This is a genomic window from Salipiger bermudensis HTCC2601, from assembly GCF_000153725.1.
GTDB lineage: Bacteria > Pseudomonadota > Alphaproteobacteria > Rhodobacterales > Rhodobacteraceae > Salipiger > Salipiger bermudensis.
On record NZ_DS022276.1, the window covers coordinates 286,759 to 302,016 of the forward strand.

General features: G+C 66.6%; 13 protein-coding genes and 1 riboswitch. Of the genes, 5 read left to right on the forward strand and 8 right to left on the reverse strand.

The features are described from left to right. Positions 1-25: 25 nt before the first annotated feature. Both folE2 and metZ read right to left on the reverse strand, forming a co-directional pair. The gene (gene folE2, locus R2601_RS01300) at positions 26-1,117 is read right to left on the reverse strand and encodes a GTP cyclohydrolase FolE2 (protein ID WP_007792369.1); all 1,092 of its coding nucleotides are present in this window, start codon (positions 1,115-1,117) and stop codon (positions 26-28) included. 116 nt (positions 1,118-1,233) lie between these two features. Then, positions 1,234-2,412 carry an O-succinylhomoserine sulfhydrylase gene (gene metZ, locus R2601_RS01305; protein ID WP_007792372.1) on the reverse strand — a complete coding sequence of 393 codons (1,179 nt, stop codon included), beginning with the start codon at positions 2,410-2,412 and terminating at the stop codon, positions 1,234-1,236. 62 nt (positions 2,413-2,474) lie between these two features. Beyond that, positions 2,475-2,552: riboswitch (SAM riboswitch) on the reverse strand. Positions 2,553-2,731: 179 nt separating this feature from the next. On the opposite strand from metZ, the gene R2601_RS01310 reads away from it, so the two are divergent. Next, positions 2,732-4,603 (forward strand): monovalent cation:proton antiporter-2 (CPA2) family protein, encoded by a 1,872-nt coding sequence (locus R2601_RS01310; RefSeq protein WP_007792374.1) that lies wholly within the window; start codon positions 2,732-2,734, stop codon positions 4,601-4,603. A 193-nt stretch (positions 4,604-4,796) separates the two neighbouring features. Here R2601_RS01310 and R2601_RS01315 read toward each other — a convergent pair whose 3' ends face one another. The 5 genes from R2601_RS01315 to R2601_RS01335 all read right to left on the reverse strand — a co-directional run bounded on the left by R2601_RS01315 (position 4,797) and on the right by R2601_RS01335 (position 9,892). Further along, positions 4,797-5,306 carry a CarD family transcriptional regulator gene (locus R2601_RS01315; RefSeq protein ID WP_007792377.1) on the reverse strand — a complete coding sequence of 170 codons (510 nt, stop codon included), beginning with the start codon at positions 5,304-5,306 and terminating at the stop codon, positions 4,797-4,799. A gap of 306 nt (positions 5,307-5,612) precedes the next feature. Next, a complete protein-coding gene (gene fdxA, locus R2601_RS01320) occupies positions 5,613-5,951 on the reverse strand; it encodes a ferredoxin FdxA (RefSeq protein ID WP_007792381.1) in 339 nt (112 codons plus the stop codon). 57 nt (positions 5,952-6,008) lie between these two features. Continuing rightward, a complete protein-coding gene (locus R2601_RS01325; RefSeq protein WP_007792385.1) occupies positions 6,009-6,383 on the reverse strand; it encodes an Hsp15 family ribosome-associated heat shock protein in 375 nt (124 codons plus the stop codon). Further along, entirely contained in the window at positions 6,384-9,353 is a 2,970-nt protein-coding gene (locus R2601_RS01330) for a helicase-related protein (protein WP_007792389.1), read from the reverse strand. A 29-nt stretch (positions 9,354-9,382) separates the two neighbouring features. Further along, positions 9,383-9,892: a tetratricopeptide repeat protein gene (locus R2601_RS01335; protein ID WP_007792394.1), complete on the reverse strand. Its 510-nt coding sequence runs from the start codon at positions 9,890-9,892 to the stop codon at positions 9,383-9,385. Positions 9,893-10,015: 123 nt separating this feature from the next. Here R2601_RS01335 and R2601_RS01340 point away from each other — a divergent pair, with 123 nt between their 5' ends. Genes R2601_RS01340 through R2601_RS01355 form a run of 4 tightly spaced genes read left to right on the forward strand, consistent with a single transcriptional unit; the run spans position 10,016 to position 13,925 of the window. Then, positions 10,016-10,306 (forward strand): SCP2 sterol-binding domain-containing protein, encoded by a 291-nt coding sequence (locus R2601_RS01340; protein ID WP_007792396.1) that lies wholly within the window; start codon positions 10,016-10,018, stop codon positions 10,304-10,306. A 1-nt stretch (position 10,307) separates the two neighbouring features. Further along, a complete protein-coding gene (locus R2601_RS01345) occupies positions 10,308-11,279 on the forward strand; it encodes an alpha/beta fold hydrolase (protein WP_007792397.1) in 972 nt (323 codons plus the stop codon). Between the two features lie 37 nt (positions 11,280-11,316). After that, positions 11,317-12,336 carry a ligase-associated DNA damage response exonuclease gene (locus R2601_RS01350; protein ID WP_007792400.1) on the forward strand — a complete coding sequence of 340 codons (1,020 nt, stop codon included), beginning with the start codon at positions 11,317-11,319 and terminating at the stop codon, positions 12,334-12,336. Continuing rightward, positions 12,333-13,925 (forward strand): ATP-dependent DNA ligase, encoded by a 1,593-nt coding sequence (locus R2601_RS01355; protein WP_007792403.1) that lies wholly within the window; start codon positions 12,333-12,335, stop codon positions 13,923-13,925. Before R2601_RS01350 ends, R2601_RS01355 begins: the two co-directional genes overlap by 4 nt. Positions 13,926-14,013: 88 nt before the next feature. Here R2601_RS01355 and R2601_RS01360 read toward each other — a convergent pair whose 3' ends face one another. Next, a complete protein-coding gene (locus R2601_RS01360; RefSeq protein WP_007792405.1) occupies positions 14,014-15,006 on the reverse strand; it encodes a hypothetical protein in 993 nt (330 codons plus the stop codon). Positions 15,007-15,258 lie beyond the last annotated feature (252 nt).

Sequence of the window (15,258 nt, forward strand, 5' to 3'; positions counted from 1 at the left end):
ATCCTAATCCATCGCAGGGTGGGCCTCAGTGGCTGTGGATCAGCGTCGGAAACAGCTTCGGGCCAAGGCTATCATGAGCAAATGTGGTGCCTTCGGTCAGCACCGACACCGCATCATGCGAGTGCAGGCTTTCCTGATGGCTGGCCAGCACGCGGTAGTCCCCAATGCGCGGATCCGCCTGAAGCTGCGCGGCGAAGAGCCGCGCGGCATCCTCGACGAAGATCGGGTTGGCAGCGTTGAGCTCGGCGAAGGCCTGCTCGTCCTCGCGCTTGACCATGACCTGGGTCTCGGTCGGCACGGCGGCGCGGCAGAGGTCGATCAGATCCTCGAACCACAGGCACTCGCCCTCCTTGAGCTCCACCGAGACCCGCGCCACGGAGCGCTGCGAATGCGGGGTCGCGAGCTGGTTGCGCTCGCGCCGGGCGTGCTCGGACAGCTCGAGCGAGCACGGGCAGGTCGAGCTGTAGACATAGTCGAGATGCACGATCTTGCGGCGCACGCCCGCGGTTTCCACCAGTTCGAGCGCAATGTCGTAATACTGAAAGCCCCACAGGCCCGAGCGCAGCGATTCCACCTTCACGGGGAAGGAAAAAGCCAACTCAATGCGGGCGTCAAAGCTCTCGAGATCGCTCTTGTAGTCGTCCAGCGCGGCCTCGATCACCTCGAAGGAGAAGGTCTTGTCGGCGTGGACATAGAAGCTGCGCATGATGCGCGACATGTTGATGCCCTTCTTGTCGGCATCGAGACTCACCGTGCCGGTGACCGAGGTCTCCAGCGTCAGATCGCCATTGTCGCGTGTGTGGAACTTAATCGGCAGCCGGAAGTTGGAAATCCCGACATGCTGGATTGCGCGGTTCGCTCCCCGGATCAGCGACGCCGGGCCATTCTGCAGGTCCGGAAGCGTTTCGCGGTAGGCGGCATCTGCCTCGAAGTCTTGCGGAAAGATACGCGACAGGTCCGGGTAACCGGACCCGTCCCGAAGCAGGGCAAGCGCCGGATCGACCGCGTCGATCTCGGTATCTTGTGCCTTGTCGGCAAAACGGCGTAGCAGGTCGAGCGCGGCGCGCACCTGCTCTTCGCTGGGCTTGCTGTCGATTTCCGGCGTGTGGACGTTCATTCTGGTATTCCTCGGGCGTCTCTCCTACCGCCCCAGAGATAGGTCGCGCATGAAACGTTTTCCAACTTTTTCCTGCTTCCGGGCGAGTAACGCCCGGAAATCACACGTATGTGATGCTATCCAGCATCAAGCGCCTGCAGCACGTCGGCGACCAGATCATCGGTATCCTCGATGCCGACCGACAGGCGGATAAGCCCGTCCGAAATGCCCAGATCCGCGCGCTGCTCGGGCGACAGGCGCTGGTGCGTGGTGGTCGCCGGATGCGTCGCGATGGACTTGGCATCGCCAAGGTTGTTCGAAATCAGGATGATCTGAAGAGCGTTGCAGAAGCGGAACGCCGCCTCCTTCCCGCCGTCGATCTCGAAGGCCACCATCGTGCCGCCCGCGCCGAGTTGACGCTGCGCCAGCGCGTGCTGCGTGTGGCTCTCGAGTCCCGGATAGCTGACCTTGGTGATCCTGGCATGTTTGCTCACCGCCTCGGCGATCGCCTTGGCCGACGCGGTCTGCGCCCGCACCCGCAGGTCGATGGTCTCAAGGCCCTTGAGCATGATCCACGCGGTGAACGGGCTCATCGAGCCGCCGGTGTGCTTCATGTAGGGCTCGACCGTGCCGCGAATGAACTCGCGGCTGCCGAGGACAACGCCTCCGAGCGCCCGCCCCTGGCCGTCGATGTGCTTCGTCGCGGAATAGACGACCACATCAGCACCTTGCGCGATGGCGTTGGAGTAGACCGGCGTGGAGAAGACATTGTCGACGATGACGATCGCGCCGGCCTCGTGGGCCAGCTTGGCCACGCCCTCGATATCGACGATCTCGAGCGTCGGGTTGGACATGCTCTCGAAGAACACCGCCGTGGCGCCGGGCTTCAGCGCCTCTTCCCAGGCTGCAAGGTCCGCCCCGTCAACGAACTCCACCTCGACGCCGTAGCGCGGCAGGATGCTCTCGAGGATGTAGAGGCAGGAGCCGAACAACGCCTTCGCGGCCACCACACGGTCGCCGGCCTTGAGGCAGGACGTCAGCGCGCCGTTGACGGCGGCCATGCCGGAGGCGGTGGCAAAGGCATCCTCGGCGCCCTCGAGAAGCGCGATGCGCTCCTCGAACATGGCCACGGTCGGGTTGCCGTAGCGGGCATAGATGAACTCGTCCGGGCCGGACTTCAGAAAGCGCGCCTCGGCCTGCTCGGCACTGTCATAGGCGAAGCCCTGGGTGAGAAAAATCGCTTCGCTGAGCTCGCCCCACTGGCTGCGCTTGGTGCCGCCGTGAACCGCGTTCGTGCGAGATCCCTTGCTGGTCATGTCGTATCCTTTCGCGGCACCCCTCGCCGCAATTGAAAAAAGCCCCGTCGCGGTCAAGCGAAAGGGGCTTTCGTCTGACCTCTTTAGCGGCATGTTTAACGTGGCCCGCAATCCGGTAACAAAGCGCCACGGGCCGCGCATTACGCCTCTCGCGCCGTTGCGTCAAGCTTTCCGGTTGTGACAGGCCGCGCCCGCCCGCCGGTCTTTACATCGAATGCGCTCGATTTGTGCAGCGATCCGCGCAGGCTGGCGCCGAGGGCGGTTGTCATTTCCGCCCGCCCTGCCCCATCATGTCGTGGGCAGAGGCAGCGGGACGACTATGGACGGATTTCTCTTTCAGGCTTCGATCTACCTTCTGGCGGCGGTGATCGCGGTGCCGATCGCGGCACGGCTGGGGCTCGGCTCGGTGCTGGGATACCTCCTGGCCGGCATCGTCATCGGGCCGGTGCTGGACCTCGTCGCCGCCACCGAGGATCTGCGCCATTTCGCAGAGTTCGGCGTGGTGATGATGCTCTTCATCATCGGGCTCGAGCTGGAACCGCGCGCGCTCTGGGACATGCGCCACCGGCTGGTGGGGCTGGGAGGCTCGCAGATCGCCATCACCATGCTGGCTGTGATGGGCTGCGCCATGGCGCTCGGGGTGAGCTGGGCGCCAGCTCTGGCCTGCGGCATGGTCTTTGCCCTCTCCTCAACCGCCATCGTGCTGCAGACGCTGAACGAGAAGGGGCTGATGCAGTCGACCGGCGGGCGCTCGGCCTTCTCGGTGCTGCTGACGCAGGACATCGCCGTGATTCCGATGCTGGTGATGCTGCCACTGCTGGCGCTGCCGGGCGTGGCGCATCTCTCTCCCGATGGGTCCATCGAGCTCGGGCATGGCAGCGAGGACGGGCACCACGGGTTGTCTCTGGTCGAGGGCCTGCCAGGCTGGGGCGTGGCGCTGGTGACGCTGGCCGCCATCGCGCTGATCATCGTGGCCGGCATCTACGGCGCGCGCCCGCTGTTCCGGCATATCCATTCCTCGCGCCTGCCCGAAATGTTCACCGCCGTGGCGCTGCTGATCGTGGTCGGCATCGCCTTCCTGATGGAGCTCGTGGGCCTGTCGCCGGCGCTCGGCACCTTCCTCGCCGGGGTGGTGCTGGCGAACTCTGAATTCCGCCACCAGCTCGAGTCGGATATCGAGCCCTTCAAGGGGCTGCTGCTGGGGCTGTTCTTCATCACCGTGGGCGCGGGCATCGACATCCTCGCCTTCCTGCGCGAGCCCTTCGTGATCCTGGGTCTGGCGCTCGGACTGATGCTGCTGAAGGGCGCGATCCTGATGCTGCTGGCACGGGTCTTCAAGCTGCACACACGGGCGCGCTGGCTCTTTACCCTGTCGCTGGCGCAGGCCGGGGAGTTCGGCTTCGTCCTGATCTCCTTCGCACTGCAGCTCAACATCTTCAACACCGGACTGGGGCAGCGGCTGCTGCTCGTGGTGGCGCTGTCGATGCTGATCACCCCCCTGCTCTTCATCCTCTACGACTGGCTCTCGACCCGGCTCGAGGAGGCCCGCGAGGCGCAGCAGGAGGACAGCATCGAGGCGGATGGGCCGATCATCATCGCTGGCATCGGGCGCTTCGGCCAGATCGTGAACCGGCTGGTGGGCAGCTCGGGCTACCGCACGGTGGTGATCGATCACGACATGAAGACCATCGAGCTCATGCGCCGTTTCGGCCATCGCGGCTTCTTCGGCGATCCGACCCGGCCCGAGCTGCTGCATGCCGCGGGCATCAAGGACGCCAAGGTGCTTGTGGCCGGGCTCGACGATCCCAAGGCGACCACCAAGCTGGTGCGCTTCGCCCGCCGCATCCGAGAGGATGTCTTCATCATCGCCCGCGCCCATGACCGGACGCATGTCTACGAGCTCTACCAGGCCGGCGCCGACAAGATCGTGCGCGAGATGTTCGACAGCTCGCTGCGGGCCGGGCGCTACGTGCTCGAGGAGATCGGCATGAGCGAGTACGAAGCGGCGATCGCGCAGGAGACCTTCTACCACCACGACCGGCAAACGGTGCAGGAGTTGGCCCAGCTCTGGGATCCCGACGTGCCCTCGGCCGAGAACGAGGCTTATATCAAGCGCGCCCGCGAGCTCGAGAAGGAGCTCGAGACGGCGCTTTACACGGCATTGATGGAGGGGCGCGAGGACGCGGCGTGAGAGATCGGGCGTGTCGCAACCTCAGTCCCTCCTGTGCGTTTCGAGTGGACGCCGCCGCTCTATTACCGGCTTGCGGGATGGCGCGGCGGCCTGCGGCGCTGTTCCGCGTGGCAAGAGGTGCGCGCCGTCCCCAGACAACGAAAAAAGCGGACCCGAAGGCCCGCTTTTCCCGAATGTTTGTGTCAGATGAGGATCAGGCTGCGCGCAGCCCCAGGACCTCGTCGACCTGGCGCGCGGCGGCGACCTCGTCCCCACCTGAGACGGCAGCCACTTCGCGGGTCAGACGCTCGAGCGCGGCCTCGTACAGCTGACGCTCGGAGTAGCTCTGCTCGCGCTGGTCGTCGGCGCGGTGCAGGTCGCGCACCACTTCGGCAATAGCGATCAGGTCGCCCGAGTTGATCTTCTGCTCATATTCCTGAGCGCGGCGCGACCACATCGCGCGCTTGACCTTGGCCTTGCCCTTCAGCGTCTTCATCGCCTGGCTCACCACGTCGGGCGAGGAGAGCGAGCGCATGCCGATCTCGGTTGCCTTGTGGGTCGGCACCCGTAGGGTCATCTTGTCCTTTTCGAAAGAAATCACAAACAGTTCCAGCGTCATGCCGGCGACTTCCTGCTCCTCGATCGACATGATCTGACCCACGCCATGGGCGGGATAGACCACGTAATCGTTCGGCCGGAATTCGTTCTTCTTGCTCTTGGTCATACAACAGGGTCCTTAGCAGCCAAGCCACGGCTCATCACGACAAGAATGACGCGGCGACAAAAAGACGGACGGATATGCAAAGCATCCCGTTCGCCTGAAAACGTCACGTCTTCGATTATTCCCCCGGCCGGTTCCCGACCTGATCATGTCAGCGTGGCTTCGTCATGTGTGCCACCTAGAATAGCACAAAAGCCCGCTCTTTCCCAGATTCTTGGCGGAAACAGAGATTTCACGCGAAATCAGGGATTTGCGCGGATTCAGTTACGCGTTTGCAACCGCTTTGGCTGCACAACGGCGAATCGCCGCTCAGCCGCCCTCGCCCGGCGCCTCGGAGAAGTACTTCTCCATCTTGCCTGGCTCGCCATCGCGCTCCTCGGCCTCGGGCATCGGATCCTTCTTGGAAATGATGACCGGCCACATCTCGGAGTACTTGCGGTTGAACTCGACCCACTTCTCCATGTCCGGCTCGGTGTCGGGCCGGATGGCGTCGGCGGGGCATTCCGGTTCGCAAACGCCGCAATCGATGCATTCATCGGGATGAATCACCAGCGTGTTCTCGCCCTCGTAGAAGCAATCCACCGGACAGACTTCGACGCAGTCGGTGTATTTGCAGGCGATGCAGTTTTCAGTGACCACGTAAGTCATGGCAAAATCATCCGTCAGAGTGTCACGATTTTCGTCTAGCTAGACCACGATGCGGGATCATTCAAGCATATCCCGATGCCGGTCGAGCTGGCGGCGATCCCGTTTGGTTGGACGACCCCCGCCCTCGAAGCGAGGGGTCTGTGGCGCCGGCGCGCGCGGCGCCGGCGGATCCAAGTCTTCGTAAAGCGCCTGAGCCTCCGGTGCCGGTCCGCGCCGCGTGCCGAGGGCGACCACCTTGATCACCCGCACGTCGCGGCCCTGCGAAAAGGTCAGTACGTCGCCAAGCCCCACCGAGAAGGCAGGCTTGGCGATGGGCTGTCCGTTGACGCGCAGCCCGCCCGACACGACCTTCGCGGCAAGGCTCCGCGTCTTGAAGAAGCGGGCCTGCCACAGCCACTTGTCGATGCGCAGCTTGGTCGCCGGCTCAGACACTTACGACTTGCCCTTGAACCCCATGAGCGCCGCGGCGAAGGGGTTGTCGGGGTCGATCTTCTGCTCCTTGCGGGGGCGCGACTCGTAGGTCTTGGCGCCCTTGTCGCCCTGGGGCTTGCCGCCCTTGCCCTTCTTGCCGCCGGGGCCGCCCTTGCCGCGCGGCGCACCGCCCTTGCCGCGGGCGCCCTTCTGGCCGTCACGGCCGCCGCCGTCACGCTCGCGGTTGCCACCGACCTCGCGACGCGGGCCGCGATTGTTGCGGTTGCCGGCCCAGGTGAAGGTGTAGAACACCTCGGTCTCGGGGCCTGCCAGTGCCTCGTCGGGCGCAGTGCCGGGGAGGATCTCTTCCTCGGGGGTCTCGGCGATGTGATCGTCGACTTCGACCGGCGCGGGATCTTCGTTGACCGGCGCGAAGCCCTCGTCATCGATGGCCTCGGAGCCCGTCACCACGTCGGCAGCCGGCGGGGTCGCTGCGGGATCGGCCATCGCCGCGGGTGTCGCCTCTTCCTCGCGGGCCGCGTCGAAGACCGGCTCGTTCTCGCCGGGCTCGCCCGACGGCTCAGAGGTCTCGGCGACCACCTCGTCGGCGCGGCGCACCTTGTTGCGCTCACCCTTCTCGCCGCGATAGCCGAGGCCCTGCATCAGGTCGGCGAACTGCTCCAGCGTCATGCCGGTGATCGACAGCATGTCCGCGTTGGCCTCGAAACCGCCGCGGCTGTCCTGCCCGCGCAGCAGGTCGGCAAGCCGCTCGAGCATGTCGATCCGGATCGCGCGCTCACCGGCCGGGCGGTAGCCTGCCAGCGAATAGTGCTGCATCGGCACGTCGCGGATATTGGGCACGGTCACCAGACCCGGGGGCGGGGCCTCGGGGAAGGTGTCGAGATCGTTGAAGAGCGACCACAGCACCAGCCGCAGGCGCGTCGGCGCGGGCTTAAGCAGCAGCGGCATGAAGATGGTGTACTGGCCGAAGCGCATGCCGTGCTTGCGCAGGGCGCCACGGGCGTCCTGGTCGAGCTGCTTGACCTCGTCGGCCACCAGCTGGCGCGGCAGGATGCCCATCGCCTCGACCATGCGGAAGGCGAAGCCACGGGCGAGGCCGGTCAGGGTCTCGTCGCGCTGCATGTTGAGCAGCGGCTCGAACAGCGCCGCGATCTTGCGGTCGATGAAGTGCTGCAGACGGCGCTCGACCTTCTGGACCACGTCCGGTCCGGCGGTGTCGTCGACGAAGGCCACCACGCGCGGCTTGAGCGGGTCGTCGCCCTTGGCGAGCTTGCCCACCGCCTGGTCGCCCCACATGAGGCCGCCCTGCTCGGTGAAATCAATCTCGGTATCCGGCGCATTGTAGAACCGATCCGCCCGAAGGTGGAAATGCGGCGCGAGCGCCTGAAGCGACGCCTGCTTCAGCGTCTTGGCCTCTTGGCCCGTCGCCCCTTGGTCCTGACGGAACCGGAACCCTTCAAGACGACCGACGAATTCTCCTTCGACGGTCACCTCACCCTTGTCATTCACCTCGGCCAAAAGGGCCTCCTTCTGCTTCAACCGGCGAAGCAATACGCTTGTCCGCCGGTCAACAAATCTCTGAGTCAGACGCTCGTGCAGGGCGTCGGACAGTGCGTCTTCTACAGCGCGGGTCGCCTCGCGCCAATGGCTTTCGTCATCGACCCAGCCGCGGCGCTGCGCCACGTAGGTCCATGTGCGGATAAACGCCAATCGCTTCGACAATGTGTCGATATCGCCATCGGTGCGGTCGATCCGCTTGATCTGACGCGCGAGGAAGTCTCTCGGGATCTCGCCGCGCTCGTGCAGATGCTGGAAGATAACCTGCAACAGGCCAGCATGTTCCGCATGACTGATTCCCCGGAAATCCGGGATCCGGCAGACATCCCACAAAAGCTGCACCGAGCGCGGGTTCGTCGCGCGCGCCTGCACCTCAGCCTCCTGCCCCAGCGTCTTGAGCGCCATCAGGTCGTCGGCCTCGCGCGCCTTGGCGAGCCACTCGTCGTTGGGGCTGAGCTCGAGCGAATGCACCAGCCCCTGGATCGAGCCGAAATTGAGCTTCGGGTTGCGCCAGTTGAGCTTGCGCAGCGGGGTGAAGCTGTGGCTGGTGATCGCCTCGACCCAGTCGTCGGGGATCTGGCCGGCGTCCCCGGTGGTGCCGAATGTGCCGGGCTTCATGCCGCGCCCGGCCCGGCCGGCGATCTGCGCCAGCTCGTTGGGCTGCAGCGGCCGCATCCGGCGGCCGTCGAACTTGGTCAGGCTCGAGAAGGCGACGTGGTCGATATCGAGGTTGAGCCCCATGCCGATGGCGTCGGTGGCGACGAGGTAGTCGACCTCGCCATTCTGGTAGAGATCGACCTGCGCGTTCCTCGTGCGCGGGCTCAGCGCCCCCATGACCACCGCGGCACCGCCCTTGGTGCGGCGGATCAGCTCGGCGATGGCATAGACATTATCGACCGAAAACCCGACAATCGCCGAGCGCGCCGGCATCCGGCTTATCTTTTTCGAACCAAGGTAGCCCAATTGGCTCATCCGCTCGCGGCGGATGAACTCGCAGCCCTTCACCAGCGCGTTGATCGGCCCGCGCATGGTGTCGGAGCCGAGAAACAGCGTCTCGTGCAGGCCCCGCATGCGCAGCAGCCGGTCGGTGAAGACATGGCCGCGCTCAGGATCGGCGCAGAGCTGGATCTCGTCGATGGCGACGAAGTCGCAGCCCATGCCTTCGGGCATCGCCTCGACGGTGCAGATCCAGTACTGCGCCCGCGGCGGCACGATGCGCTCCTCGCCGGTGACCAGCGCCACTGTGCCCGGGCCGCGCGCCGCCACGACCTTGTCGTAGACCTCGCGGGCCAGAAGCCGCAGTGGCAGGCCGATCATCCCGGTGCGGTGGCCGAGCATGCGTTCGATTGCGTAATGGGTTTTGCCAGTGTTGGTCGGGCCGAGAACGGCCGCGATCCGTGCGCTCTGGGGCATGGTGACGCCCTGTTCCTTCCCTCAGAGGTTCAGATCTCGATGCCCTGGACCTGGCCCGCAAGCCGCTCCAGCGCGTCGGTGACCTCGTCGTCAAACGGTCTGAGTTCCAGTACCCGCGTGTAGGCGTCATATGCAAGCGACTCGTTTCCAAGCTGCTCGTGGATCGCGGCAACGCCGCGCAAAGCACCGAAATGCTGAGGGTTCTCCGCAAGCGCATGCTCGAGCGCATCCATCGCAGGGCCGAACATCTCGGCCTGGTAGTAGGCCAGCGCAAGCGCGTGCCAGCCTTCGGCGAATTGCGGGGCATGATCGGTGAGCGCGGTCAGGTGCTCGATGGCGGATGCGGTCTCGTTGACCTCGAGCGCGTCGCGCCCGCGCTTCAGGAGCAGGTCCATCGCCGCCGAGCCGGATTTCGACCACTCGAGATAGATCGCCTTCTCGATGCGGTCAGCCTCGGCGGCATTTTCCGCCGCGCCAAGCTCTTCCAGCAGATCTCCCGATGCCGCCTGCGCGAGTGCCGCGACGGGTAGGGAAAACATGACTGTGACGGAAAGTGCCGCCACGATACGTTTGCTCTTGCGTAGGCCCATGCTCATAGATTCCGAGTGTAACCCGAAGATGCTGGATTGCCAGCACAGGTTTTCGTGAAGGAAGGGATCAGAATGAGCGAAGTCATCACCGCAGCGGTCGACGCGCTGAACAAGAAGCTGGACGGCGAGGGATTCGACGGCACCGCCAAGTTCGTCATCGAGGACGAAGGCAGCATCATCATCGACGAGGCCGGGGTCCGGGCCGGGGACGACGACGCCGATGTGACGCTCTCCGCCGATACCGAGACCTTCCAGCAAATTCTCGAGGGCGACCTCAACCCGACCACGGCCTTCATGTCGGGCAAGCTCGCAATCGACGGGGACATGGGCGCTGCGATGCGCCTCGGAGGAGTTCTGTCCTGACATGATGCTCGACGCGCCCTTTCATGCCGAACTGGCCGAGGGTCCCGCAGGGGCCCGCGCCTATTGGCAGAAGACCGAAGACGACCTGCGCATCCGGCTGGCCCATTACCCGGGCCCCGAGGCGGCGCGGGGCACCGTGCTGCTGTTCCCCGGCCGCACGGAATATGTCGAGAAATACGGGCGCGTCGCCAGCGAGTTCGCCGATCTGGGCTACCACACGCTGACCATCGACTGGCGCGGACAGGGGCTTGCCGACCGCATGCACCGCGACCCCCGCGCCGGTCACGTCAACCTGTTCCAGGATTACCAGTTCGACGTCACCGCCATGCTCGAGGCCGCAGAAGAGCTGGGCCTGCCCCGGCCCTTCTACCTCTTGGGGCATTCCATGGGCGGCTGCATCGGTCTGCGCGCCCTGATCGAGGGGCTGCCGGTCACCGCCGCCGCCTTCACCGGGCCGATGTGGGGCATCCGCATGGCGGCCGCCCTGCGCCCCGCCGCCTGGGCGCTGGGATGGGGCAGCAGCCAGATGGGTATCGGCCATGTCTATGCGCCCTCCACCGGGCCCGAGAGCTACGTCGCCACGGTGGCGTTCGAGAACAACCTGCTGACACGCGACCGCGACGGCTGGAATTACATGCAGCGCCAGGTGCACGACATGCCCGAACTGCAGCTCGGCGGTCCGTCGCTGCGCTGGCTGCATCAGGCGCTCAACGAATGCCTGACCCTGGCCCGCCTACCCGCGCCGAAGATGCCCGCCATCGCCTTTGTCGGCAGCGACGAGCGCATCGTCGATGTGCCGCGCATCGCCGCGCGCATGGCGGCATGGCCCGGCGGCCAGCTCGAGACCATCGCCGGCGGCCGCCACGAGGTGCTGATGGAAGACGCCGTCACCCGCGGCCGGATCCTCACCCGCATGGTCGATGTCTTCGCCAGCGCGGGCGAGCACGGCAGTTCGGCCAGCCGCTCGGCCTGATCTGGCCCGCGGCCTGCGCCGCGCTACCCTCTCGCGCATGACAGAGCCGGTCCTCATCTTCACCGAACGGGGCATCTACTGCCCGGCGGGCGATTTCCACATCGACCCGTGGCGCCCGGTGGCGCGCGCCTTGATCACGCATGGTCATTCCGATCACGCCCGCCCCGGTCACGGCGCCTACCTCTCGACCGAGGCCGCCGCCCCGGTGATCCGGCATCGGCTGGGCGAGATCACCCTCGAGACCATCCGCTTCGACGAGCGCCGCCAGATCGGCCGCGCCACGGTCAGTTTCCATCCCGCCGGCCACATTCCCGGCTCGGCGCAGATCCGCGTCGAGGTGGGGGGCGAGGTCTGGGTTGTGTCGGGCGACTACAAGCTCGCCGCGGACGGGCTCTGCGAGACGTTCGAGCCGGTGCGCTGCCATGCCTTCATCACCGAATGCACCTTCGGCCTGCCGGTCTTCACGTGGCGCCCGCAGCAGGAGATTGCCGCCGAGATCAACGACTGGTGGGCCCGGACCGCCGCCGAGGGGCGGCACTGCCTTCTTGGCGCGTACTCGCTTGGGAAGGCACAGCGCCTGCTGGCGCTGCTCGACCCCGAGATCGGCCCGATCCTCACCCATGGCGCGGTGGAAAACACCAACGCGGTGCTGCGCGCGCAGGGCTATGCGCTGCCCGACACCCACCACGTGACGCCCGATCTGGACGTGAAGGCGCATCCCGGCGCGCTGGTCATCGCACCGCCCTCGGCGCTCGGCAGCACATGGGCGCGGCGTTTCGGGCGCGCCTCGACGGGCATGGCCTCTGGCTGGATGCGGATGCGCGGGGTGCGGCGGCGGCGCGGCGCCGACCGGGGCTTCGTGCTCTCCGATCATGCCGACTGGCCCGAGCTGCACGAGGCCATCCGGCAGACCGGCGCCGAGCGCATCTTCGCCACCCACGGCTATACCGAGATCTTTGCCCGCTGGCTCAACACCCAGGGCTATCAGGCCGAGGTGGTGCCGACCGAGTTCGGCGGCGAGGACGACGCGGCCGAGGGCACGGAGGATGCCGCATGAAGGCCTTTGCCGCGCTGTTCACCGCCGTCGACCAGAGCACCAAGACCACGGTCAAGACCGCCGCGCTGGCGGAGTATTTCCGCACCGCGCCCGACGAGGACCGGCTCTGGACCATCGCGCTGTTCTCGGGCCGCCGCCCGAAGCGCGCCGTCACCACCACGCAGCTGCGCGAATGGGCCGCCGAGCGCGCCGGCCTGCCGCTCTGGCTGCTGGAAGAAAGCTATCCCATCGTCGGCGACCTTGCCGAAACCATCGCCCTGCTTTTGCCGCCTGCCACGCGGGAGGCGGATCACAGCCTGGCAAGCTGGCTCGAGGCGCTGGCGGACATGCCCAAGCGCGACCTCGAGGCGCGCAAGGCCTTCATCCTCGACGCTTGGGACCAGCTCGACGAGACCGGGCGCTTCCTGTTCAACAAGCTGATCACCGGCGGCTTCCGCATCGGTGTAAGCCGAAAGCTGATGACCCGCGCGCTGGCGCAGGCCACCGGGCAGGACGAGGCGGCGCTGGCGCTGCGGCTGATGGGCGACTGGACGCCGCAGAGCACCAGCTGGCACGCGCTGGTCGAATCCCCCGACCCGGAGGAGAATGAAAGCCGCCCCTACCCGTTCTACCTCGCCTACCAACTCGACGACGGGCCCGAGAGCCTCGGCCCGACGGAGGACTGGCTGGCGGAATGGAAATGGGACGGCATCCGCGGGCAGCTCATCCTGCGCGGCGGATCGCACCACGTCTGGTCGCGCGGCGAGGAGCTGATGACCGACCGCTTCCCCGAGCTTGCCCGGGCGGCGGATTTCATCGCGCCGGGCCACGTGTTCGACGGCGAGATCGTGGCGTGGGACGGCACCCAGCCCCTGCCCTTCAACACGTTGCAACAGCGCATCGGGCGCAAGACGGTGCCAAAGAAGCTGCTCAAGGAGGCCCCGGTCATCCTGCTGGCCTACGACCTGCTCGAAGCGGACGGGCAGGATCTGCGCGACACGCCCTTGGCCCAGCGCCGCGCCCGGCTCGACGCGCTGCTCTCGGACCTGCCGCCAGATGCGCCGATCCGCCCCTCGCCGCGCCTTGGCTTCGACACATGGGAAGGGCTGGCCGAGACCCGCGCCACCGCCCGCGAGCGCCGCGCCGAGGGGCTGATGCTGAAGCGGCTCGGCGCGCCCTACCTTGCGGGGCGCAAGAAGGGCGACTGGTGGAAGTGGAAGCTCGACCCGCTCAGCGTCGACGCGGTGATGATCTACGCCCAGCAGGGCCACGGGCGGCGCGCCAACCTGTTCACCGATTTCACCTTCGCGGCATGGAACGGCAACGACCTGGTGCCCTTCACCAAGGCCTATTCCGGCCTGACGGATGCGGAGTTCAACAAGATCACCGCCTGGGTGCGCCGCAACACTCTGCAGCGCTTTGGCCCGGTGCGGCAGGTCAAGCCCGAGCTGGTCTTCGAGATCGCCTTCGAGGGCATCCAGCCGAGCCCGCGCCACAAGTCGGGCCTTGCCCTGCGGTTTCCACGCATGGCGCGCTGGCGCCACGACAAGCCGGTGCAGGAGGCCAACACGCTGGCCGACCTGCAGGCGCTTCTGGCGGCCTACGGGTAAGCCGAGCCAGAACCGCCCCAGACCGTGCGGAATGGCCGCGAACCTCCCACGGCCATCCCCCGTTGCACCGGTTTGAGGGCCTGCGCCCTCAGCCGCAGGAGGCCTCCAGCCCGACCATGCCGTTGCCGACGCCGGTCACGGTGACCGTGCAGGCGCCTTCGCCGGTCTCGACCTCGACGCTCTCTCCTGCGTTGACCAATTGGGTCTGCACACCGTTGACCGCGATGCGCGCTGCCGAGCCGTCATCCGCGAGGCCCGAGACGAAGACCCGCAGCTTACCGTCGGCAAGCGACGCCACCTCGCCGGCGCGATGGCCATCCTCGGGGGCCTCGGCCGGTGCAGCCGCGGCCTCGCTTTCACCGCCCTCTTCAGAGCCGCCCGATGCCGCCACGCCGCAGTCCGAGCCCAGCGTCGCCTTGCCGTCGTCCAGCCCCATCACCGCCACGGTGCAGGCCCCGTCGCCCAGAGCGACCCGCGTGGTCCCGCCGGAGCCCAGCGCCGTCGCCTCGCCATTGACCATCAGCCGCACCGAGCCGCCCGCCGGGTCCACCCGCGAAACGAAGGCCCGCACCTGTCCGTCGGCGAACTGCGCCGTCTCGCCCACGCCGAGAGGATCGGTCACGGTCATACCCTCGGCGCTGGCACCCTCACCGCCTCCGGCAGCCCGTGCGGCGACCGCCGCCGCGGCCATCTGCGCCGCCTCCTGCATGCCGCCCGACAGCTCCGAGAGCGCGCCCTGCACTGCCTCGGCCTGAGTTCTTGTGCGCGCCGACAGGTCCTCGAGCCGGGTCTGCATCTCGGATTTCATCGCATCGAGCCGCTCACCCAGCGCTGCGGTGATATCCTCGCCGCCATCGTCCTCGGACATCGCCGCCTCGAGCGCCGCGATGCGCTCGGACAGCCCGTCGAGGGCTGCCTGCTGGCTCGAGGCTGCCTGGCTCGCGGCCTCCTGTGCCGGCCCCATGGCACGGCCCACAGCATCGGTGATCTTGCTGCCGTTGATGGCGCTGCCGGCGGCGACGCCACCGAGAAAGCCGAGCACGATCCCCACCGCGCCGTAAATGATTGGTTTCTGTGACATACGTAAATTCCCTCCCATGCTCTGAAATGCAGGTTCGCCCCCTCCAAGGCGCACCCGTCTTCGACCTTAGACCAATACAGGCCGCAATCTACGGATTTCCGACCGCCGGTGGCGATACATAAGTCGCAATGTCTTCAAGAATTGCGAACGGCGGGCCTCGAACCGTCCGCTGTGCCGCCCGAGGCGAGACACCCAGCCAGGCAGCACGCTACGCCAGGGCCCGCTGCGCCGATCCCGCCTCCGACCTCAGCC